This window comes from Neorhizobium lilium, assembly GCF_004053875.1.
GTDB lineage: Bacteria > Pseudomonadota > Alphaproteobacteria > Rhizobiales > Rhizobiaceae > Neorhizobium > Neorhizobium lilii.
In genome coordinates, this window is sequence record NZ_SBIP01000004.1 from 474,295 (window position 1) to 494,061 (window position 19,767).

Annotated in this window: 19 protein-coding genes and 1 other annotated feature; of the genes, 11 read left to right on the forward strand and 8 right to left on the reverse strand. The window is 60.5% G+C overall.

All coding sequences use genetic code 11. The features are described 5' to 3' along the window. Window positions 1–74: 74 nt before the first annotated feature. From EPK99_RS19220 to EPK99_RS19230, 3 genes are all read right to left on the reverse strand, one after another. Entirely contained in the window at window positions 75–1,406 is a 1,332-nt protein-coding gene (locus EPK99_RS19220) for a L,D-transpeptidase family protein (protein WP_128444693.1), read from the reverse strand. Window positions 1,407–1,754: 348 nt separating this feature from the next. After that, complete coding sequence (gene ldtR, locus EPK99_RS19225) at window positions 1,755–2,267, reverse strand: transcriptional regulator LdtR (protein WP_205909118.1); 513 nt, start codon at window positions 2,265–2,267, stop codon at window positions 1,755–1,757. Between the two features lie 238 nt (window positions 2,268–2,505). Continuing rightward, the gene (locus tag EPK99_RS19230; protein WP_128444695.1) at window positions 2,506–2,937 is read right to left on the reverse strand and encodes a DUF6163 family protein; all 432 of its coding nucleotides are present in this window, start codon (window positions 2,935–2,937) and stop codon (window positions 2,506–2,508) included. Between the two features lie 130 nt (window positions 2,938–3,067). Here EPK99_RS19230 and EPK99_RS19235 point away from each other — a divergent pair, with 130 nt between their 5' ends. The 7 genes from EPK99_RS19235 (at window position 3,068) to EPK99_RS19265 (ending at window position 7,593) form a co-directional block, all read left to right on the forward strand. Continuing rightward, window positions 3,068–3,448 carry a cupin domain-containing protein gene (locus tag EPK99_RS19235; protein WP_128444696.1) on the forward strand — a complete coding sequence of 127 codons (381 nt, stop codon included), beginning with the start codon at window positions 3,068–3,070 and terminating at the stop codon, window positions 3,446–3,448. A 93-nt stretch (window positions 3,449–3,541) separates the two neighbouring features. Continuing rightward, entirely contained in the window at window positions 3,542–4,555 is a 1,014-nt protein-coding gene (hemB, locus tag EPK99_RS19240; protein WP_128444697.1) for a porphobilinogen synthase, read from the forward strand. An 87-nt stretch (window positions 4,556–4,642) separates the two neighbouring features. Beyond that, window positions 4,643–5,101: an RDD family protein gene (locus EPK99_RS19245; protein WP_128444698.1), complete on the forward strand. Its 459-nt coding sequence runs from the start codon at window positions 4,643–4,645 to the stop codon at window positions 5,099–5,101. A 142-nt stretch (window positions 5,102–5,243) separates the two neighbouring features. Beyond that, window positions 5,244–6,005: an arginyltransferase gene (locus EPK99_RS19250; RefSeq protein ID WP_128445013.1), complete on the forward strand. Its 762-nt coding sequence runs from the start codon at window positions 5,244–5,246 to the stop codon at window positions 6,003–6,005. An 11-nt stretch (window positions 6,006–6,016) separates the two neighbouring features. Further along, on the forward strand, window positions 6,017–6,901 hold the full coding sequence (locus tag EPK99_RS19255; protein WP_425374217.1) for a DMT family transporter: 885 nt from the start codon (window positions 6,017–6,019) through the stop codon (window positions 6,899–6,901). An 84-nt stretch (window positions 6,902–6,985) separates the two neighbouring features. Then, complete coding sequence (locus EPK99_RS19260) at window positions 6,986–7,207, forward strand: AbrB/MazE/SpoVT family DNA-binding domain-containing protein (protein WP_128444700.1); 222 nt, start codon at window positions 6,986–6,988, stop codon at window positions 7,205–7,207. Then, window positions 7,204–7,593 carry a type II toxin-antitoxin system death-on-curing family toxin gene (locus EPK99_RS19265; RefSeq protein ID WP_128444701.1) on the forward strand — a complete coding sequence of 130 codons (390 nt, stop codon included), beginning with the start codon at window positions 7,204–7,206 and terminating at the stop codon, window positions 7,591–7,593. Before EPK99_RS19260 ends, EPK99_RS19265 begins: the two co-directional genes overlap by 4 nt. On the opposite strand, the gene parC is transcribed toward EPK99_RS19265, so the two are convergent. Beyond that, window positions 7,594–9,879, reverse strand: coding sequence for a DNA topoisomerase IV subunit A (parC, locus tag EPK99_RS19270; protein WP_128444702.1), 2,286 nt, complete (start codon window positions 9,877–9,879; stop codon window positions 7,594–7,596). 224 nt (window positions 9,880–10,103) lie between these two features. Here parC and EPK99_RS19275 point away from each other — a divergent pair, with 224 nt between their 5' ends. Next, window positions 10,104–11,291, forward strand: coding sequence for a hypothetical protein (locus tag EPK99_RS19275; RefSeq protein ID WP_128444703.1), 1,188 nt, complete (start codon window positions 10,104–10,106; stop codon window positions 11,289–11,291). Between the two features lie 66 nt (window positions 11,292–11,357). Here the strand turns inward: EPK99_RS19275 and EPK99_RS19280 are convergent, their stop codons facing one another. From EPK99_RS19280 to aspS, 3 genes are all read right to left on the reverse strand, one after another. Continuing rightward, window positions 11,358–12,842, reverse strand: coding sequence for a SulP family inorganic anion transporter (locus EPK99_RS19280; RefSeq protein ID WP_128444704.1), 1,485 nt, complete (start codon window positions 12,840–12,842; stop codon window positions 11,358–11,360). A 64-nt stretch (window positions 12,843–12,906) separates the two neighbouring features. Beyond that, window positions 12,907–12,964, reverse strand: a sequence feature (sul1 is cis-regulatory element that is thought to sense ions involved in sulfur or methionine metabolism; They are found in Alphaproteobacteria). A gap of 105 nt (window positions 12,965–13,069) precedes the next feature. Next, complete coding sequence (locus EPK99_RS19285) at window positions 13,070–13,405, reverse strand: DUF1236 domain-containing protein (RefSeq protein ID WP_128444705.1); 336 nt, start codon at window positions 13,403–13,405, stop codon at window positions 13,070–13,072. A gap of 233 nt (window positions 13,406–13,638) precedes the next feature. Continuing rightward, the gene (aspS, locus tag EPK99_RS19290; protein ID WP_128444706.1) at window positions 13,639–15,429 is read right to left on the reverse strand and encodes an aspartate--tRNA ligase; all 1,791 of its coding nucleotides are present in this window, start codon (window positions 15,427–15,429) and stop codon (window positions 13,639–13,641) included. A gap of 219 nt (window positions 15,430–15,648) precedes the next feature. Here aspS and EPK99_RS19295 point away from each other — a divergent pair, with 219 nt between their 5' ends. The 3 genes from EPK99_RS19295 to EPK99_RS19305 all read left to right on the forward strand — a co-directional run bounded on the left by EPK99_RS19295 (window position 15,649) and on the right by EPK99_RS19305 (window position 19,273). Next, window positions 15,649–16,887 (forward strand): MFS transporter, encoded by a 1,239-nt coding sequence (locus EPK99_RS19295; RefSeq protein ID WP_128444707.1) that lies wholly within the window; start codon window positions 15,649–15,651, stop codon window positions 16,885–16,887. 69 nt (window positions 16,888–16,956) lie between these two features. Next, complete coding sequence (rnd, locus tag EPK99_RS19300) at window positions 16,957–18,102, forward strand: ribonuclease D (RefSeq protein WP_128444708.1); 1,146 nt, start codon at window positions 16,957–16,959, stop codon at window positions 18,100–18,102. 160 nt (window positions 18,103–18,262) lie between these two features. Beyond that, the gene (locus tag EPK99_RS19305; RefSeq protein WP_128444709.1) at window positions 18,263–19,273 is read left to right on the forward strand and encodes a DUF2891 domain-containing protein; all 1,011 of its coding nucleotides are present in this window, start codon (window positions 18,263–18,265) and stop codon (window positions 19,271–19,273) included. A 22-nt stretch (window positions 19,274–19,295) separates the two neighbouring features. Here EPK99_RS19305 and EPK99_RS19310 read toward each other — a convergent pair whose 3' ends face one another. Next, window positions 19,296–19,703 (reverse strand): DUF2000 family protein, encoded by a 408-nt coding sequence (locus tag EPK99_RS19310; protein ID WP_128444710.1) that lies wholly within the window; start codon window positions 19,701–19,703, stop codon window positions 19,296–19,298. Window positions 19,704–19,767: the final 64 nt, after the last annotated feature.

Below are 19,767 nucleotides of genomic sequence, written 5' to 3' on the forward strand. Positions count from 1 at the left end.
CGGACCAGCGACCGTCAAAATGAAAAAGCCGCAGCGCTTCCGTTGCGGCTCCTCAAATTACGGTCTGACTTGGCTTACTGCGGCAGGACGGTGTCCTGATCGATGGCGCCCGGGGTCTTTTCCATGCCGGCGGTCGTCTGCAGCGCCAGTTCCTGGTCGCCGTCCATCTGGTAGATGTCGTCGCGGAACTGAACCACACCGTCCTTGGCGGACCAGGCGGTGATGTAGGAGAAGTAGACCGGCACTTCCTGCGAGAGCTTGATCGGCGTGTTGACGCGGCTCGCGATCACGCTTTCAATACGCTGGCGCGGCCAGTCCGGGTTTTCACCGAGCATCCAGACCGCGAGGTCGCGCACGTTCTGGACCCGCACGCAACCTGAACTATCGAAACGCATCAGCTTGTTGAACAAGCCCTGCTCCGGCGTGTCGTGCATGTATTCGTTGTTCGGGTTGTAGAAGTTGATCTTGGTGGATGCCATGGCGTTGTTCTTGCCCGGATCCTGGCGGAACATCAGGTTCGGCGCCTTTTCCGCGTTCCAGTCCACCGTCTCGGGCGCTACTTCTCCACCCTTTGGATCGATCAGGCGGATATTGTTGCGCGCCAGATAGGTCGGGTCCTTGCGCATCAGCGGCATGATGTCCTTCTGGATGATCGAGCGGGGAGCCGTCCAGTAGGGGTTGAGGATGACCTCGTAGATCTTCGAGTTGATGATATGCGTCGGCCGGCTCAGGCGGCCCACGATGGCGCTGTGACGCAGCACCACCTGATCTTCCTGCACGGCTTCGATGTAGGTCGCCGGAATATTAACCATGACATGGCGGCGGCCGAGATCGGCGGGGAAGGTCTGCAGACGGATAAGGTTGGTGTTGAGCTGCTGCAGGCGGACATTGACCGGTATGTTCATTGCCTTGATCGTGTACTCGCCCAGCACACCGTCGGCCGGCAGGCCGTGGCGGGCCTGGAAGCGCTTGACTGCGCCGTCCACGTAGGAATCGAAGGAACTGGAGATGCCGGCCTCGCGCTGCATGTCGCCAACGATGATCAGGCGCTGGCGAAGCGCCTGTACGGCAGGATCGACGACGCCGATCCGAAGCCGCCCGGGCTGCGCGCTCACCTGCGGCCAGCCGCCGGATGAGGCGATCTGCTGGTACTGGGAAATTGCCTGCTGGATATTGGGAACCGACTGCGGGCTCAGGATCGGCGTGTTGGATACCGTATTGCCAGCCGTGCGGGAGACCTGAGCGTCGAACTGATCGTCCCAAGTGCCGCGACGGGGCGAATTGATCAGATCGTTCAGCGTGTCTTGCGCCAGAGCGGGCGCAGCTACGGCAGCCGCCCCCACAGACAGGGCCGAACGCAGAAGCGTCCGGCGGGAAACAAGTTCAGATCCGATCTTCTTCGACATCATTTTATCCATCTGATCCAGGCATGAGCAAAAGCTACGTGGATATGGTTAACCAAGCTGCAAAACAGCGCTGCCGGCCGGATTTAAAACCGCGACGAACAAACGTGAATGCGACATTATCCGCCAGCTACATCATCTGGCGGTCCCATAGCAATATGGCCAATTCGTGTCTGGTCGGGGCCGCGTCACGAAGCCGTGTTTCAGCGTCATCAGGAGCCGCCTAGAACACGGCCTAAACTGCACGCGCGAAAACCGGATGCGCAGGGAGCGCACCCGGTTTCGATCGCTTGGAGGTCTGGTTTTGCCGGCAGCAAGCCTGGTGGATCAGCCTTGCTGCCTGTGCGGCATTTACAGGCGATAGAGGATCTGGTCGTTCCAGAAACGGTCGAGACGCTGCAGCAGCTTGTTCATCTGGCTGAACTCGCCCTCGCCGATGCCGCCGACCTTTTCGATCGAGCCGATATGGCGCTCATAGAGCTTGCCAACCGTTTCAGCGATGGCCTGGCCTTCCGGCGTCAGGCTGATGCGGACCGAGCGGCGGTCGATGCGAGACCGCGAATGATTGATGAGACCGAGGTCGACCAGCTTCTTGACGTTGTAGGAAACGTTCGAGCCGAGATAGTAGCCACGCGAACGAAGCTCGCCGGCGGTGAGTTCGGAGTTGCCGATGTTGAACAGCAGCAGCGCCTGTACTGCGTTGACGTCGTCGCGACCCTGGCGGTCGAACTCGTCCTTGATCACGTCCAGGAGCCGGCGGTGGAGACGTTCCACCAGGTGCAGCGATTCCATGTAGAGCGAGCGGATGGTCTGCTCATGCGTATCTGCGATGGCCGCAGCCTGCGGCTTGACTTTCGTGTTCAACATGACTGCCTCACTGTTTGTTTGGCGGTTTGTTTTGATATTTCCGCCTTGAGGTAGACACTATCGAAGGCCGATAAAATTCGACTTAAAACGTTGGGTTAACAGCTGGTTAGTGCGCGGATGAGATCCCGGTGCCGGCGCCTCGCCCTATTCGTGCACGTAAAATGGCCTCAATCGAATCAATAACTTAACCGCCAATTTTGCGTAAAATCAGGCCGCGAAAGCTTTAATTTGAGGGTTAATCGATCCTTACCCGTTCCGCCTTACGGCGCTCTTCGAGCCATAAAGCCAGCCGGAAAATCACATAAAGGCCCGCCACAAGGGCATGCAGCAGGGGCACGAGGGTGTTGTGGCCATAGGTTTGCGGCCAGACGAGATACATGAGGACCTGGGTGGCTGCGGCAATGGTCCAGAGCACGGCGCCCCAGGATACGGTCAGCCAGAGCCCGAGTGCCGCGACCGGAAAAAGAACCGCAAGCGCAGAGGCGGCCACCTTCCAGGGAAGGTTGAGCAGATCGAACCGCGCCATGCCGTTCAGAGAATAGCCGACCAGCATTCCCCAGTACTGCAGCCCGAACCACAGGCAGGCAATCGCGATCAACCGCAGGAAGATCACGAACAGGATTTCGGTCAGGGTTCGCTTCGGCGCCGTCAGTGAATCAAGTTCCATGGACGGTACACTAGCCGCGGCTGAGGTCAGCCGCCAGTACCGGCCGATGTCTGGAGGAGGCTTTGCACAATCGTTCAAGAGGCGGATCGCCGACGCTGCTAATCCTGTGCGCCTGATCGAAGGAGCAAGTATGGACAACGGCACCTCTTCCTATTCCCCCATCAATTTTGCGGAGAAGCTCAAGCTGATATCCGACCAATGGCAACCGCGCGTCGTGGCCGAAATGAACGACTACCAGTTCAAGCTGGTGCGCATCGAGGGCGACTTCCTGTGGCACGACCATCCCGAGACCGACGAGACCTTCATCGTGATTGCCGGGACATTGCGCCTCGACTTCCGCGACGGCTTTGTGGAGGTCGGCCCGGGCGAGATGTTCGTCGTGCCGAAGGGCGTTCAGCACAAGCCGTCTGCGGCGACGGAAGTCCAGATGATGCTGATCGAGCCGCGCGGCACCGTGAACACCGGCCGAGAGGGTGGCGAGCGGACGGCGCAAAACGATCTCTGGATCTGATCCGGGAACCCTGGTTGCGGCGAAGGCGCGCATTCGCAAGCCGCCTGTCCCGTGATATGGAGCAGCCAACATAAAGGATATGAGGCAGCATCCATGGACAAGACGCATCTGGTCGACGAGATCACCGGCCACCGCCGCATGCGCCGCAACCGCAAGGCGGACTGGACGCGGCGCATGGTGCAGGAGAACCGCCTGACCGTGGATGATCTCATCTGGCCGATCTTCATCGTTCCAGGCACCGGTATCGTCGATCCGATCAAGGCCATGCCGGGCGTCAGCCGCATGAGCATCGACAAGGCGGTCGAAGCCGTCAGGGAAGCCGCCGACCTCGGTATTCCGGCGATCGCCACGTTTCCCGATATCGAGATGGGCCTGCGCGACGAGACGGGATCGCAGAGCGTTGTCGCCGACAACCTGATCAACAAGGCGACCGCCGCCATCAAGAAAGCCGTGCCCAATATCGGCATCATCACCGACGTCGCGCTCGATCCCTTCACCAGCCACGGCCATGACGGGATTTTGCGCGAGGGCATCATCGTCAACGACGAGACGGTGGATCAGGTCGTCCGGGCCGCCGTGATGCAGGCCGATGCCGGGGCCGATATCATCGCGCCCTCGGAAATGATGGATGGCCGCATCGGCGCCATCCGCCGCGGATTGGACGCCGCCGGCCATCAGGATGTCGGCATCATGTCCTATGCCACGAAGTTCTCGTCTGGCTTCTACGGCCCCTATCGCGAGGCGATCAACACGAGCGGGCTGCTGAAGGGCGACAAGAACAGCTATTACATCTCACCGGCCAATGCGACGGAAGCGATGCGGGATGCGGCGCTCGACGTGGAGGAAGGCGCCGACATGCTGATGGTAAAGCCGGGGCTGGCCTATCTCGACATCTGTTGGCGCATCAAGGAGGCTTTCGGGCTTCCGACTTTCGCCTATCAGGTTTCAGGCGAATATACCCAGATCAAGGCCGCCGCCATGAACGGCTGGATCGACGGCGACCGGGTGATGATGGAGACGCTCCTCTGTTTCAAGCGCGCCGGCTGCGATGGCATTCTCACCTACTTCGCAATCGACGCGGCAAGAAAGCTCGCCAAAAGCGGATAAATCAGTGCGCTTCGACGATCTGCGCTCGAATCTTGTTGCGCGATAATCGGCTCCCCATATTCTAGGGGAATAGGAGACAAACCAGCAATGAGCCTCGATCAGAACCCCACCCTTGCCGCACCGGAAGATTGGCGCGCTTATAGCGGCGTCCTGTCGCGGCGCGTATTCGCCTTCCTCATCGACTACCTGATCGTGTTGCTGCTCTGCATTCCGGCAGCCGTTGTCGTGTTCTTCCTCGGCATCATCACGCTCGGCCTTGGCTTCATGCTTTATCCGGCTCTGTTCGTGATCGTGGCGCTGCTCTATTTCGGCTTCACGCTCGGCGGCCCAAGCCAGGAAACGCCCGGCATGCGCGCCATGGGTATTGCTATCACGCGCATCGACGGCCGACCGATGGATTTCCTGACCGCCATGGTCCACACGGTGCTCTTTTGGCTGATCAACTCGGTCGTGACGCCGCTGATCCTGCTCGCAGGCCTCTTTACGGAGCGTTCGCGCCTGGTCCACGACATGCTGCTTGGCACTGTGATGGTGCGAACCTCCTGATGCAGCTCGTCGTGCGTCAGGAGATCGCGTGCAACCATTGCCGCAAACGACAGCATTGAGTTGACGTTTTACGTTTATGCGCCATGCTGGAGCGCTTCAGGGCTAAATGGAACATCAAGACGACGGGACCGGTCGCGGCACCATGAACACGCAGGCAACGCCATCACCGCAGTTTTACCTGACGGCACCGGCAGTTTGTCCCTACCTCCCGGGCGAATTGGAGCGAAAGGTCTTCACCCATCTGGTGGGGCCACGCGCAGCGGAGATGAACGACCTGCTGACGCAGGGCGGCTTCCGCCGTTCGCAAAATATCGCTTACCGGCCCGCCTGCGAAGCATGCCGCGCCTGCGTGTCGGTACGGATCCTCGCTCATGACTTCCAACCCGCCCGGTCCATGAGGCGGGTTCAGGCTGCAAATAGCGATATCGTTTCGACGCTTGGCCCTGCGCAGCCCTCGACCGAACAGTTCTCTCTCTTCCGGCGCTATCTCGATCATCGTCATCAGCGCGGCGGCATGTCCGACATGTCTGCGCTCGATTATGCGATCATGGTCGAAGACACCCACGTCAACACGAGGGTGATCGAATATCGCCGCCGCATGCCAGGGGCCGGGATCGGAGAGGCGCCAAAGGGCGAGCTACTTGGCGTTGCGCTGACGGACCTGATGAGCGACGGGCTGTCCATGGTCTATTCCTTCTTCGATCCGGACCTGGAGAAGCACTCGCTTGGGACATACATGATCCTTGACCATATCAGCCGCACCCGGTCTCTCGGCCTGCCGCATGTCTATCTTGGCTACTGGGTCAACGGATCTCCCAAAATGGGCTACAAGACGCGCTTCCAGCCGCAAGAGCACCTGACCGCGCGGGGCTGGGAATTGTACGACGCGCTTCCTGAAGCCTGAGCGTCTCATTCATGAACAATCATCGGAAGGGCTTTTTGCTTACCACAGTCGGCGGACTGGCCCTCTCCTTCGACGTGCCGCTGGTGCGCCTTGGCCAGGGCGAAATGTGGTCGATCATCGCTTTTCGCAGCATCACGACCTTTGCGGTGGGGCTTGCCCTCTGGATCGCCCTGCGGTTCTTCGGGCGGGCACGGCCGGCACTGGTTTCAGGCAAAGCCGGTCTTCTGGCAGGTCTCTGCTATGGCCTCTCGACCGTCACCTTCCTTTCAGCCGTCTTCCATACAGCCACGGCCAACGTCGTGTTCATCGTCGCCTTCACGCCCATGTTCGCGGCCCTGCTGGGCTGGATCCTCCTGAAGGAAAGGCCCTCGCCGGCGACCCTGATCACCATGCTGGTCATGGTGGTGGGCGTTGCGCTGATCGTTTCCGGCGGACTTGCGAGCGGTCATCTGATTGGAGATTTGCTGGCTGCGCTGACCGCACTGGCGCTTGCCTGCGCCATTACCATCGGCCATGCGACGCGCATCGAAATGGGCCTCGTACCGCTTCTCGCCACCATTTTTCCCGCAGCGGTCGGCTTCACCTTCATGTCTTCCGGCGGCTTTCAAATCGAAGCGCCGCTTTGGGTTATATTCGATGGCGCTGTCATGATCCCTCTCGCCTTCTGGTGCCTGGCTACCGGCCCGAAATATCTGACCGGACCGGAAGTCGGCATGTTCTACCTGCTGGAGACCATCCTGGCCCCAGTCTGGGTCTGGATCGTCTTCCGCGAAGTCCCCTCGCTGGAGACCCTTGCCGGCGGCGCCATCCTCGTTCTGGCGCTGGTCGGATATTCGATCGTCCAGATGCAGCGGATGGACAAAATTCGAACGCTGGCGGTGCCAAAGGGCTTGTGAGCCGGAGCTGGCGACCGGTCCTGCACCCGGTTGAAACACGTGACAGACCATGTTATAACGGCGTTGCAACATCAGGAGTGACCTATGAACGCCACCATCCGCAAGATTGGAAATTCTGAAGGAATCATTATTCCAAAGGAAGTCTTGGACCGCATGGGCCTGAAGGCTGGGGACACTTTGGAAATCCGCGAGGAGGACGGTAATATTTCCCTGGTCCCTGAACAGGCGGATCTTGCCGAGCAGCTAAAGGCCGCCCGCATGGGCATGGAAGAATATCGCGTCGCCCTCCGGGAACTCGCGAAATGAGTTTGCCCAAATGGCTGTCCCGGCAAGCCATCGAGATCATCCACAGTGAGCAACTGGCGGAGCACGGTGGCCTGTCGGGCATCAAAGACGACAATGCGCTTGAAGCTGCACTTGCTCGACCCCTCCACAAGAACGCCTATGGAGAGGACGATATCTTTCGGCTGGCTGCCGCCTATCTCTACGGCTTTGCCCGCAATCATCCGTTTTCCGATGGCAACAAGCGGACAGCCTATCTGGCGGCCTTCACCTTTCTGGTCATCAACGGCCACCTGATCGAGGCAAGCCAGGCCGAGGTGATCGAATTCGTCCTCGCAGTCGCAGCGGGTGAGATCGACGAGGACGGCGCCGCGCGCTTTCTGCGCGATCACACCGTCCCCTACCCCTGATCAGCCCGCGAACTTGCCGCTTCTCGGAAAGCCCTTCGGCACGGCGCGGCCGGCCGTTGCGCGGTCACCAATCCACTCCAGCAGCTCGTCTCTGTTGCGCGTGAAGGATCGACCGGCACTGTCTTCCCAGGAAAGACCTGAGTCTATTGCAAAACACTTGATGTCGGAAATGCCGCCGTCCTTGTAGCGCTGCAGGCGCACGCCCTTGCCTCGGCTCATTTCCGGCACCTGCGACAGTGGGAAGACCAGCATTTTGCGGTTTTCGCCCACCACCGCCACATGATCACCGGAGACGGGAACCACGAGCTTCGCTTCATCCGGCATGGAGACGTTCATGATCTGCTTGCCCTTGCGGGTGTTGGCAACCATTTCCGTTTCCGGCACGACGAAACCATAGCCACCGGTGGAGGCGACGATCAGCTTGCGCTGGCTATCATGCACGAAGGCCGTCAGGATGTCCTGGTCGTTCTCCATGTCGACCATGATGCGGATCGGCTCGCCATGTCCGCGCCCGCCAGGCAGCTTGTCGGCACCAAGCGTGAAGACCTTGCCCCCTGTCGTGACCAGCAGCAGCTTGTCGGTCGTCTGGGCGGGGAAAGCGAGCCGCAGGGCATCGCCTTCCTTGAAGGTCAGCGAGGCGATATCGGCGATGTGGCCCTTCAGCGCGCGAATCCATCCCTTTTGCGAGATGACGATGGTGACCGGTTCCTTCTCGATCATCGCCTGCTGGATCGCTTCGACATCGGCGTCCGGCGCATCGGCAAAGGTGGTCAGGCGCGCATAAGGCTTGCCGCGACCCTTGGCGAAGCTCTTGCGCACGTCCTGGATCTGGTGCTCGATCACTTTCCACTGCTTCGGATCGGACGCGAGAAGTGCCTCGATCTCTCCCTTCTCCTTGGTGAGCTCGTCGAACTCCTTGCGGATCTCGAACTCCTCCAGCTTGCGCAGATTGCGCAGCCGCATGTTGAGGATAGCTTCGGCCTGGGTGTCAGTCAGATCCCAGCGCGCAATCATCACCGGCTTCGGCTCGTCTTCCTCGCGGATGATGCGGATCACCTCGTCGAGGTTGAGATAGGCGATCAGCAGGCCGCCGAGAATGTCGAGCCTGCGGTCGATCGCTGCCAGGCGGAAGCGTGACCGGCGGATCAGCACGTCCTTGCGATGGCCCAGCCACTCGTTCAGGATGTCGTTGATCGCCATGACCTTGGGCACGCGCCCCATGGAAAGCACGTTCATGTTGAGCGGGAAGCGGTTTTCCAGCTCGGACAGCCTGAACAGCGATTCCATCAGGAGCGTCGCGTCCACCGTGCGGCTCTTCGGCACGAGAACGACCCGGACATCCTCTGCCGATTCGTCGCGTACATCCTCGAGCAGCGGCAGTTTGCGGGCCAGCAACAGCTCCGCGATCTTTTCGATCAGCCGCGATTTCTGGACCTGGAAGGGGATCTCGGTGACGATGATCTGGTAGCCGCCGCGGCCGAGATCCTCGATGTGCCAGCGGGCACGCACCCGGAAACCGCCACGGCCGGTCTTATAGGCTTCGATCATGGAGGCCCGGCTGTCGATCACGATGCCGCCAGTCGGAAAGTCGGGGCCTTCTATGCCGCCTTTGGAAGGATCTGCGGGATCGACCATCAGGTCTTCGACCGTCGCCTGCGGATGACGGATCAGATGCAATGCCGCGTCACAGAGTTCATGGACATTATGCGGCGGAATGGACGTCGCCATGCCGACGGCTATGCCGGACGTGCCGTTGGCCAGCAGGTTCGGAAAACTGCCCGGCAGCACCACCGGTTCGCTGTCTTCCTCGTTGTAGGTGGCACGGAAATCGACCGCGTCCTGGTCGATACCCTCGAGCAGAAGTGCTGCCACTTCGGTCATGCGCGCTTCGGTATACCGATAGGCGGCGGCCCCGTCGCCGTCGATATTGCCGAAATTGCCCTGCCCATCCACCACCGGATAGCGCTGCGAGAAATCCTGCGCGAGCCTCACCAGCGCATCATAGACCGACTGATCGCCATGCGGGTGGAACTTACCGATGACGTCGCCGACGATACGGGCGCATTTCTTGAACGCGGAATTGGGCCTGATCCCCATCTCGCTCATGGCGTGGATAATGCGGCGATGAACAGGCTTCAGCCCGTCGCGGACGTCCGGCAGCGCACGGTGCATGATGGTCGATAAGGCATAGGCAAGATAACGCTCTTCCAGCGCCGCCTTGAGATCGACCGGGATGATATGGTCCCCGCCGTCACCGTCGGATGGTGGTGTCAGATTTTTTCCCATGGCGCTTGACTAGCGGAAAGCCTGATTCCCGGCAAGAAACACGGCGGACAGCCCTGTGGATGACGCCTTGCCCGGCCATGTTTTTACCTGCTTCCACAGCCAAATGATCCTGGTAACGATGCCGCCGAAGTTTGTAGAAGGCCATGGACCTTTACGTATCCCCGTCTATAACTTTCGCGAACGACGAAACCGCGGGCCTTTTCTCGCCCGCCAGGAGGATTATAATGCACTGCTCCATCAAGGCCCGCCCGCTTCTGGCCGGCGTTGCGCTGACGATCCTTGCCGGCCCGGCCTTCGCTTTGGACGGCAATGATCTGCTGGCCAAGGTCAACAAGGCGCTGGCGATCCAGGGCGGCACGATCGAAGCCCAGTCAATTGCCGTCAACGGCGACCACGTCATCCTGACCGGAACCAGCTTCAACCCGAGCGGTGCCACAGAGCGCCTCCCGATCGGCACCGTCACGCTCGATGGCGTGAAGGACGATGCAGGCGGCTATTCGATCGACAAGGTGACCTTTCCGAATTTCAGCACCTCCAAGGAGGGCAGCACGGTTTCGGTCTCCGATATCACCATGAGCGGCGTGACCGTACCGGGCGACGCATCGACCGGCGGCTTCGATTCGCTTCTTCTCTACGACGAAGCGCATAGCGGCCCGATGACCGTTGCCGTCGATGGCAAGACGATCTTCGCCGTCGCCGAAACCAATGTCACCACTGCCCTTTCCGATGACAGTTCCGGCCTCGATTTCGACCTAAACCTCAAGGGGATGAAGGCTGACCTTAGCGTGATCGACGATCCGCAGACAAAGGAAGCCGTGACGGCTCTCGGGCTTACCTCGCTTGACGGCAAAATGACCGTGTCCGGCAACTGGACGCAGAATGATGGCACCGTCGACATCAAAGAATACTCTCTGGACTTTGCCAAGGTGGGGCGCCTGAACCTTGCTGTCAGCCTGTCAGGCTATACGCTTGATTTCATTCGTTCGGCCCAGGAAACGGCAAAGGCTATGGAAGCCAATCCGGACAAGCAGGAGGCCCAGCAGGCGGCAAATCTTGCCATGCTCGGCCTCATGCAGCGATTGACGTTCAATAGCGCGCAGATTCGCTTCGAAGACGACGGAATCACCAAGCGAGCGCTGGATTATGCCGGCAAGAAGCAGGGCACTACGGGCGAACAGATGGCGCAGATGGTGAAGGCGATGACGCCACTCATGCTCGCTCAGTACAACATCCCCGAGCTGCAGAACATGCTGAGCAGCGCCGTCAACACCTTCCTGGACAAGCCGGGCGCATTGACGGTGGATGCGGAGCCCGCCAATCCGGTGCCCTTCCCGATGATCATGGGGGCGGCCATGGGAGCGCCGAACACCCTGCCGAAAGTGCTCGGCGTCAAGGTCTCCGCAAACGATTAGACCTGAGCGTTTCAGTCACCCGGCCCCGGATGCTGCGAGCGTCTGGGGCCGTTTCGTTTCAGCCGGTCAATGCACCACCGCTCCAAATGCAGCATGCTCTTTGTCGTGCAGGGCGTAGCGGTCGATCATGCTGGCGCTTGCCTGATTTGCGCCGTCCACCGCAACCTCGACCCCATGCCGGCGGAACTTCATGACCACCTGGTCAAGCGCTCCGATTGCCGAAATATCCCACAGGTGAGCCCGGCGGACATCGATAACCACGCGCTCCAGCGGTTCAGCAAAGTCAAACGCCGCAACCAGGCTTTCCGCAGAAGCGAAGAAGATCTGCCCCTCCACGTCATAGGTGCGCTTGCGTGCGTCTTCGGACAGGTACGAGGTAACGCTGAACATCTTCGCCACCTTGCCCGCAAAGAAGACACCGGAGAGCACGACGCCCACGATGACGCCCTTGGACAGATCCTGCGTGGCAAGCACCGTCGCCACGGTTGCCAGCATGACGATAGAGGATGTTCCAGGGTTATGCCTGAGCTCGGCGATTGACTTCCAGGAGAAGGTGTTGATCGACACCATGATCATGATGGCTACCAGTGCCGCTACCGGCACGATGCGCAGGAGATCATCCAGAACCAGAAGCAGCACCAGCAGGAAGGCGCCGGCGACGAAAGTGGATAGACGTCCACGTCCGCCTGAGGAGACGTTTATCACGGACTGGCCGATCATGGCGCAGCCACCCATGCCGCCGAACAGGGCAGAGACGATATTGCCTGTGCCCTGCCCGAAGCATTCCTGGGTCTTGCTGCTCGTCGTGTCCGTCATCTCATCGATGATCTTCGCGGTCAGCAGAGACTCAAGCAGTCCTACGGCGGCAAGCGCCAGCGAGTATGGGAAGATGATCCGCAGCGTCTCGAACGTCAGCGGCACGCCGGGCAGCGTAAAGACCGGAAGCGATGTCGGCATCTCACCGAGGTCGGCAACGGTCTTGATGGGCACGCCGAGGGCGAGCGTGACGCCGGTCAGGACGACGATCGCAATGAGCGGCGATGGCACGACCTTGGTCAACCGCGGGAATAGGTAGATGATCGCGAGACCAAGCCCGATCAGCCCATAGGTAGCGAGGGGCACATTGGTAAGCTGCGGTATCTGTGCCACGAAGATGAGAATTGCCAGGGAGTTGACGAAGCCGGTCATCACCGACCGGGAGACGAAGCGCATCAGACGTCCAAGCTTCAGGAAGCCAGCAAGGATCTGCAGCAGGCCCATCAGGATGGTGGCGGCGAAAAGATATTGGATGCCGTGATCGCGCACCAACGGCCCCATGAGCACGGCGGTGGCGGCGGTAGCGGCCGATATCATGGCCGGGCGCCCACCGGTAATGGCGGTGACGCAGGCAATCGCGACGGACGCGAACAGCCCGATCTTGGGATCGACTCCGGCGATGATCGAGAAGCCGACGGCTTCGGGGATCAGTGCGAGCGCAACAACTATGCCGGAGAGAAGGTCTCCACGAATGTTGGAGAACCACTCACGGCGGTAACGGGATAGATTGATCATGTTGATTTCGCACAAAGAGGCGCATCGCCGGGAAAAATCCAGGTTGGAAATGGGCAATGCTTTGTGTTGTCCGGCGGATAGGCGGCCGGAAGAGCCACTCGGGAGTTGCACCCAAGTCCTTGCGATGTGCAGCTTCTACCTGCAGACGCGGTGCGCGGCAAGGGTCAGCATGAAAAAGCCCCGCCTGCGTCAGGCGCGGGCGGGCCTTCAACCGTTGTTACGTGGGATCAGTCGAGAACCTGAACGACTGCGCGAGTGCGCGGATCGACAATCACACGATGCTCATTGACGACAGTGTAGGCGTAGTCGTCATAGCCATCCACGGTGTGCACTTCGACGGTTTCCGGCAGTGTCGAACCGACGACGACGTCGCCTTCGTAGACTACGGATGGGACACGCTGTTCCAGAACGTAGGTGCGGACCTGGCCGGGCATGACCACGGTGGACCGCTGGGTGACCACGGGCGCCGGTGCAGGCTCCTGGATAATGACCGTGCTCTGCGCCCAGGCCGCGCCCGTAAGGGCAACAAAGGCCGCCGACGCGGCCAGTAGAGTCTTGCGCATAATCTTTCTCCCTCTGCTTTTGCTGCGGTAACAACACAAGCTGAAGGAGATGGTTCCGGCGTCAGCCTTAAGGCTGATGCCGTCGTACATGCTTGACGGTAAAACCCGTAGGCGGACGGCCGCAACGTCTGGAAGGTAAACTCGCAATGGCATTATCCGGACGACGCAGTACCGAATACCTGAAACGACAACGGCGGCACGAATGCCGCCGTGCTTGATCGAATGTCGAACGATCAGTTCTTCTTGACGGGCGGGATCGGGCGGATCGCCAGTTCGCGCAGCTGCGTTGGCGTCGCTTCCGAAGGCGCCCCCATCAACAGGTCCTGTGCCTGCTGGTTCATCGGGAAAAGCGTGATCTCGCGTAGGTTCTTGGCACCCGTCAACAGCATGACGATGCGGTCCACACCCGCGGCCATGCCGCCATGCGGCGGGGCGCCATACTGGAAGGCACGGTAAAGGCCGCCGAAGCGGTCTTCCACGTCCTGCTGGCTCAAGCCGACCATTTCGAAGGCCTTGACCATGACCTCCGGCAGCTGGTTACGGATCGAACCCGAGGCAATTTCGAAACCGTTGCAGACCATGTCGTATTGATAGGCCTTGATCGACAGTGGCTCCTGACCTTCCAATGCCTCGATGCCACCCTGCGGCATCGAGAAGGGATTGTGGGCAAAATCGATCTTCTTTTCTTCCTCATTGTATTCGAAGAAGGGGAAATCGACGATCCAGCAGAGCTCGTACCGGTCGCGGTCGATCAGGTTCAGCTCATCGGCGGCGCGATTGCGCGCCTCACCCGCGAACTTGTAGAACTTGTCCGGGTCGCCGGCCACGAAGAAGCAGGCGTCGCCAGCGTCCAGGCCAAGCTGCGTGCGGATGGCGTGCGTGCGTTCCTCGCCAATGTTCTTGGCAAGCGGGCCGGAGCCGGCGATCTTGCCTTCGTCTTCCTTCCAGAAGATGTAGCCGAGGCCGGGCTGCCCCTGCGACTGCGCCCAGGCGTTCATGCGATCGCAGAAAGCGCGGGAGCCGCCGGTCTTGGCCGGGATGGCCCAGATCTCGACCTTCGGGTTGGAGGCGATCATGCCTGCGAAGACCTTGAAGCCGGAGCCGGCGAAATGCTCCGTTACAGCCTGCATTTCGATCGGATTGCGCAGATCCGGCTTGTCGGAGCCATATTTGCGGATCGACTCGTCATAGGGGATGCGGCGGAATTCCTTGGTGACAGGCTTGCCTTCCGCGAATTCCTCGAAGATGCCGCGGATCACCGGTTCCATCGTGTTCCAGACGTCTTCCTGGGTAACGAAGCTCATTTCCAGGTCGAGCTGATAGAATTCGCCCGGCAGGCGGTCGGCGCGCGGGTCTTCGTCGCGGAAGCAAGGGGCAATCTGGAAATAACGGTCGAAGCCGGCCACCATCAGAAGCTGCTTGTACTGCTGCGGCGCCTGCGGCAGGGCGAAGAACTTGCCGGGATGGATGCGCGAGGGCACCAGGAAGTCACGCGCGCCCTCCGGCGAGGACGCCGTCAGGATCGGTGTCGAATATTCGGTGAATCCGATGCTGCCCATTTCGCGGCGCATGGCGGCAATGACTTGCGTCCGCTTGACGATGTTCTTGTGGAGCGTGTCGCGGCGCAGGTCGAGGAAGCGATATTTCAGACGCACGTCCTCAGGATATTCCGGCTCGCCGAAGACCGGCAGCGGCAGTTCCTTGGCTGCGGCCAGCACCTCGATCTCCTGCGCGTAGAGCTCGATCTCGCCGGTCGCCATGTTCTTGTTGACCGTTTCGTCGGAACGCGCCTTCACAGTGCCGTCGATACGGATCACCCACTCGCCGCGCACGGTCTCGGCGATCTTGAAGGCGGGGCTGTCCGGATCGGCAACCACCTGGGTCATGCCGTAATGGTCGCGCAGGTCGATAAACAGCAGGCCGCCATGGTCGCGCACGCGATGCACCCATCCCGACAAGCGGACGGTGGATCCGACATCGGACTTGCGGAGGGCGGCACAGGTGTGGCTGCGGTAACGGTGCATTTTCATATCCTGGACTGATGAGCATGACCGCTTTCGGCGCGCAAAACGCTGCCTTCCGGTCGCATGGAAAATCGGCGCGACAAGCGCATGACAGGCTTTGTTTGTCAAGACTGGTCACTGTCTGTCGCATTGACCCTGTCTTTGGCAGGTTTTTCAAGCTACTCCCTTACAAGTCAAGATTCCCCGCCAGCGGCGCAGCCGATTCAGCTTGAAAATCCGATGAGCCATGTTCGCCCGCTGATACCCCTCCTCGTCACTGCCGGCATTCTGATCGGCGGCAACGGCCTGCAAGGCACCTATATCGCGTTGCGCGGATCGGCCGAAGGCTTCTCGCCTTCCATCATCGGCATGATCGGCGCAGGCTATAGTGTCGGCTTCGCCATCGGCTGCATCTATGTGACGAGGCTGCTGCGTCGCATCGGTCACATCCGCACCTTTTCCGCGATGGCCGCCGTCAGCGCCTCCGCCTCCATCGGCATGTCCATGGTTGTGGATCCGACCTTCTGGTTTGCCATGCGCTTCGTGATCGGCATTGCGGTGGCGAGCCTGTTTGCGACCGTGGAAAGCTGGATCAATGCCAAGGTCACCAATGCCAACCGCGCCCGCACGCTCTCTATCTACCGCTTCGTGGATCTGGGCTCGGTCACCGTTGCTCAATACATCATCCCGACCGTCGGCATGGAAGGCCCGATCGTCTTCAATATTATCGCCATTGCACTGACGCTGTCGCTCGTGCCGATCTCGGTTGCCGACAAATCGAGCCCGAGGCCGCCCGAGGCGATCACCTTCGACCTGCGCGCAGTGTGGCGCATTTCGCCGCTTTCGGTAGTGGGCGTGGTGGCGGTCGGGCTCAGCATGGCTGCCTTCCGCAATATCGGGCCGATCTATGCCAAGGAGCTTGGCATGAGCATTACCTCGATCGCGACTTTCATGAGCGCCGGGATCATCGGCGGCGTCGTGCTGCAATATCCGCTCGGCATATATTCCGACAGGCTCGACCGCCGGCGCGTCATTTTGTGGGCAACCATGGGGTCCATCATCACCGGCGCCTATCTATCCTTCGGCGCCGGCACGAACGAGCTTGCCAATATCGTCAGCGTCTTCCTGTTCGGTGCCTTCTCCATGCCGCTCTATTCGCTGTGCTCCGCGCACGCGAACGACTATGCCAAGGAGGGCGAACATGCGCTTGTATCCGCCGGCCTCCTGTTCTTCTGGTCGGTGGGTGCCACGATCGGACCGCTGCTGGCCTCCATGCTGCTCGAATATTACGGCCCCCGCGCTTTCTTCCTGTACACGTCCTTCATCTTCGCCGGCTTCATGATCTTCACTCTGCAGCGCATGCGGGTGCGGGCTCCTGTCCCGCCTTCCGAACGCAAATGGCGCTTCCGCTCGCTGCTGAGGACCTCAGCCTATTTCAACCGGCTGGCCACTCCACCAGAGAAAGATGAACAAGCTTAGGGTCAGGACGTATTGACTTATGCAGCCGGAAGGAGAAGGAAAGCTGACAACCTTCACGTGATTGAAACGATGATCGAAACGACTGCCGCACTTCAGGAGGCCTGCGCAAAGCTGGCTCAATCGGACTTCATCACCATCGATACGGAGTTCCTTCGGGAAACGACTTTCTGGCCGCAGCTCTGCCTGATCCAGATGGCGAGCCCGTCGGTTGAAGTCCTGGTCGATCCCTTGGCAAAGGGGCTCGATCTCCAGCCCTTTTTCGAACTGATGGCGAATGCTGCGGTCACCAAGGTGTTCCACGCGGCACGGCAGGACATCGAAATCGTCCACCATCTCGGCGGCCTCGTTCCGCACCCGATCTTCGACACGCAAGTGGCCGCCATGGTCTGCGGGTTCGGCGATTCCGTGTCTTACGACCAGCTTGTCAGCCGCATCAAGAACGTCCCCCTCGACAAGTCGTCTCGCTTCACCGACTGGAGCCGCCGGCCGCTGTCCGACAAGCAACTTGAATATGCCCTGGCAGACGTCACCCATCTGCGCGACGTCTATCTCTTCCTCAAGGCGCAGCTCGAGCGCGAAGGCCGCGCCCTGTGGCTGACGGAGGAAATGGCGGTGCTGGAATCGCCGCAGACCTACGACATGCACCCGGACGACGCCTGGCTGAGGCTGAAGTCCCGACTGCGCAAGCCCCAGGAACTGGCGGTTCTCAAGATCATTGCCGCCTGGCGTGAACGCGAGGCGCGCAGCCGCAACGTGCCCCGTTCGCGGGTCCTGAAGGACGATGCCATCTATGAGATCGCCCAGCAGCAGCCAAAGGATACGGAAGCCCTTTCACGCCTGAGAACGGTGCCGAAGGGCTGGGAACGCTCCTCTTCCGGCACCGCGATCGTCGAGGCCGTCAACGCCGCGCTGGGGCTTCCGAAATCGGACATGCCGCAGCCGCCCAAGCATGTGCATGTGCCGGAAGGCACCGCGGCTGCGGTTGAGCTCCTGAAGGTGCTGCTCAAGCTTATCTCGGACAAGGAAGGTGTTGCCGCCAAGGTGATCGCCAATACCGACGATCTGGAGCGGATCGCCGCCGAGGGCGACAAGGCCGAAGTTGCGGCTCTTTCCGGCTGGCGCCGCGAGCTTTTCGGCGACACAGCCCTGAAGCTTATCGAAGGCGGCGTTGCGCTGCGCTTCGTCAACAAAAAGGTCGAAGCTGTCGAACTGTAGGCGAGAGCGTACAGGGATTGACGATCGGAATGCCGGCCGCTCAAATGGCGAAGTATCGCGGGTGGTGGTGATGAGGCCGTGCATTTCGCGATGGCGGGCTCCGTACGTCGGTGATGACAGCGTTCAGTGGTAAATGGCATCTTTCTGCCAGCGAGGTTCCATGTCCCCATCTCCAGGCCTTGACTCCCCCACCGCCCAGCGTTTCGCAACCATCGCGCTCGGGCATGTGAGGCGGGAATACCCCTATAAGCCGGGCAATGTTCTGGCAGGTCCCGAAGATGCGAAAACGCCGAGCCAGCTTCATCCGATCTTCCACGGCAGCTTCGACTGGCACTCCTGCGTCCACGGCTACTGGATGCTCGCCCGCATCCTGCGCCGCTTTCCGCAGATCGATGCGGCCGCCGACATTCGCAGTCTGTTCGATACGATGTTGGTGCCGGAGAAGGTGGGAGGAGAATGCGCCATGTTAGCGCAGCCTCTCGAACGCGGGTTCGAGCGGCCTTACGGCTGGGGATGGCTGCTGAAGCTTGCCGCGGAACTCGAAGAGCTGGAAGGCGGAGACTGGGCCGAAAGCCTCCGTCCGCTGACACATGTGTTTGTCGAACGCTTCATGGAGTTCCTGCCGATCGCCACTTATCCGGTGCGGGTCGGCACGCATTACAATACTGCCTTCTCCATCCGCCTTGCAGCCGATTATGCCGAGGCAGTTCAAGATGACGCGCTGATATCCTTGCTTCAGAAGACGGCGCGGCGCTGGTATGGCGAGGATGAAGCTTGCCCTGCCTGGGGAGAGCCGTCGGGCGACGATTTCCTGTCCTCGGCACTGATCGAGGCCGAGTGCATGCGCCGCCTGATGCCGGTGAACGACTTCCTGCCCTGGTTCGACCGCTTCCTGCCGCGGATAGCCGAGAGCCAGCCCGCAACGCTGTTCCACCCGGCATCGGTCTCTGACCGTTCGGACGGGAAGATTGCTCATCTCGACGGGCTCAACCTGTCCCGCGCCTGGTGCTGGCGATCGCTGCTCAAAGCGCTTCCAAGCAACGATCCACGCCGGCCTGTCATGGAGCATGCCGCCGCTGCGCACATGGATACAGCGCTGCCGCATGTCGCGGGGGACTATATGGGCGAACATTGGCTGGCAAGCTTCGCCACGCTCGCGCTTGAGGCTTGAACGGGCGTCGGATGGCCGATGCTCACGGGTGCATTTTGGCACCCTTGGTGATCTTGTCGATGATCTTCTTATCGGTGCGCAAAGCAATGCCGACGAGCCTTGCATCTTCCGGAGAGAAACGGGCGAAGACTTCGCGATTGGCCGCATCATGGCCGGTGGAGAACATTTCCTCGACATAGGCCGAGCTTGTCACCTGCCGCTCCAGCGAACGGCGGTGGATGGCGCGCAATGTCTCCTGGTCGGCGACCAGGATCACGATTGGCTGGACCGACAGCGGGTTGTAGACATTGCCGCTTCTGTCCCAGTAAGCTTCGCCGATGATATCCGGCGTCTGGGCAATGATCCCGCTCGTCAGGAAGGCTGTCACATTCAGCGCCTGCCAAGGTGCAAGGTCATCGCGGAGGACGATCGCGATCTTGGTATCGAACATGGGTAAGAACTCCGGCTCTCTTTCTGCAGTTGGACAGGCCATAGCCGCCGGCCCGTCATTGAGT

Excerpts from the sequence above, each read along its gene's own strand:
- EPK99_RS19220 (WP_128444693.1), bottom strand. The coding sequence starts at position 1,406 with ATGTCGAAGAAGATCGGATCTGAACTTGTTTCCCGCCGGACGCTTCTG.
- EPK99_RS19230 (WP_128444695.1), bottom strand. The coding sequence starts at position 2,937 with ATGGAACTTGATTCACTGACGGCGCCGAAGCGAACCCTGACCGAAATC.
- EPK99_RS19235 (WP_128444696.1), top strand. The coding sequence starts at position 3,068 with ATGGACAACGGCACCTCTTCCTATTCCCCCATCAATTTTGCGGAGAAG.
- hemB (WP_128444697.1), top strand. The coding sequence starts at position 3,542 with ATGGACAAGACGCATCTGGTCGACGAGATCACCGGCCACCGCCGCATG.
- EPK99_RS19245 (WP_128444698.1), top strand. The coding sequence starts at position 4,643 with ATGAGCCTCGATCAGAACCCCACCCTTGCCGCACCGGAAGATTGGCGC.
- EPK99_RS19250 (WP_128445013.1), top strand. The coding sequence starts at position 5,244 with ATGAACACGCAGGCAACGCCATCACCGCAGTTTTACCTGACGGCACCG.
- EPK99_RS19255 (WP_425374217.1), top strand. The coding sequence starts at position 6,017 with ATGAACAATCATCGGAAGGGCTTTTTGCTTACCACAGTCGGCGGACTG.
- EPK99_RS19260 (WP_128444700.1), top strand. The coding sequence starts at position 6,986 with ATGAACGCCACCATCCGCAAGATTGGAAATTCTGAAGGAATCATTATT.
- EPK99_RS19265 (WP_128444701.1), top strand. The coding sequence starts at position 7,204 with ATGAGTTTGCCCAAATGGCTGTCCCGGCAAGCCATCGAGATCATCCAC.
- parC (WP_128444702.1), bottom strand. The coding sequence starts at position 9,879 with ATGGGAAAAAATCTGACACCACCATCCGACGGTGACGGCGGGGACCAT.
- EPK99_RS19275 (WP_128444703.1), top strand. The coding sequence starts at position 10,104 with ATGCACTGCTCCATCAAGGCCCGCCCGCTTCTGGCCGGCGTTGCGCTG.
- EPK99_RS19280 (WP_128444704.1), bottom strand. The coding sequence starts at position 12,842 with ATGATCAATCTATCCCGTTACCGCCGTGAGTGGTTCTCCAACATTCGT.
- EPK99_RS19285 (WP_128444705.1), bottom strand. The coding sequence starts at position 13,405 with ATGCGCAAGACTCTACTGGCCGCGTCGGCGGCCTTTGTTGCCCTTACG.
- aspS (WP_128444706.1), bottom strand. The coding sequence starts at position 15,429 with ATGCACCGTTACCGCAGCCACACCTGTGCCGCCCTCCGCAAGTCCGAT.
- EPK99_RS19295 (WP_128444707.1), top strand. The coding sequence starts at position 15,649 with ATGAGCCATGTTCGCCCGCTGATACCCCTCCTCGTCACTGCCGGCATT.
- rnd (WP_128444708.1), top strand. The coding sequence starts at position 16,957 with ATGATCGAAACGACTGCCGCACTTCAGGAGGCCTGCGCAAAGCTGGCT.
- EPK99_RS19305 (WP_128444709.1), top strand. The coding sequence starts at position 18,263 with ATGTCCCCATCTCCAGGCCTTGACTCCCCCACCGCCCAGCGTTTCGCA.
- EPK99_RS19310 (WP_128444710.1), bottom strand. The coding sequence starts at position 19,703 with ATGTTCGATACCAAGATCGCGATCGTCCTCCGCGATGACCTTGCACCT.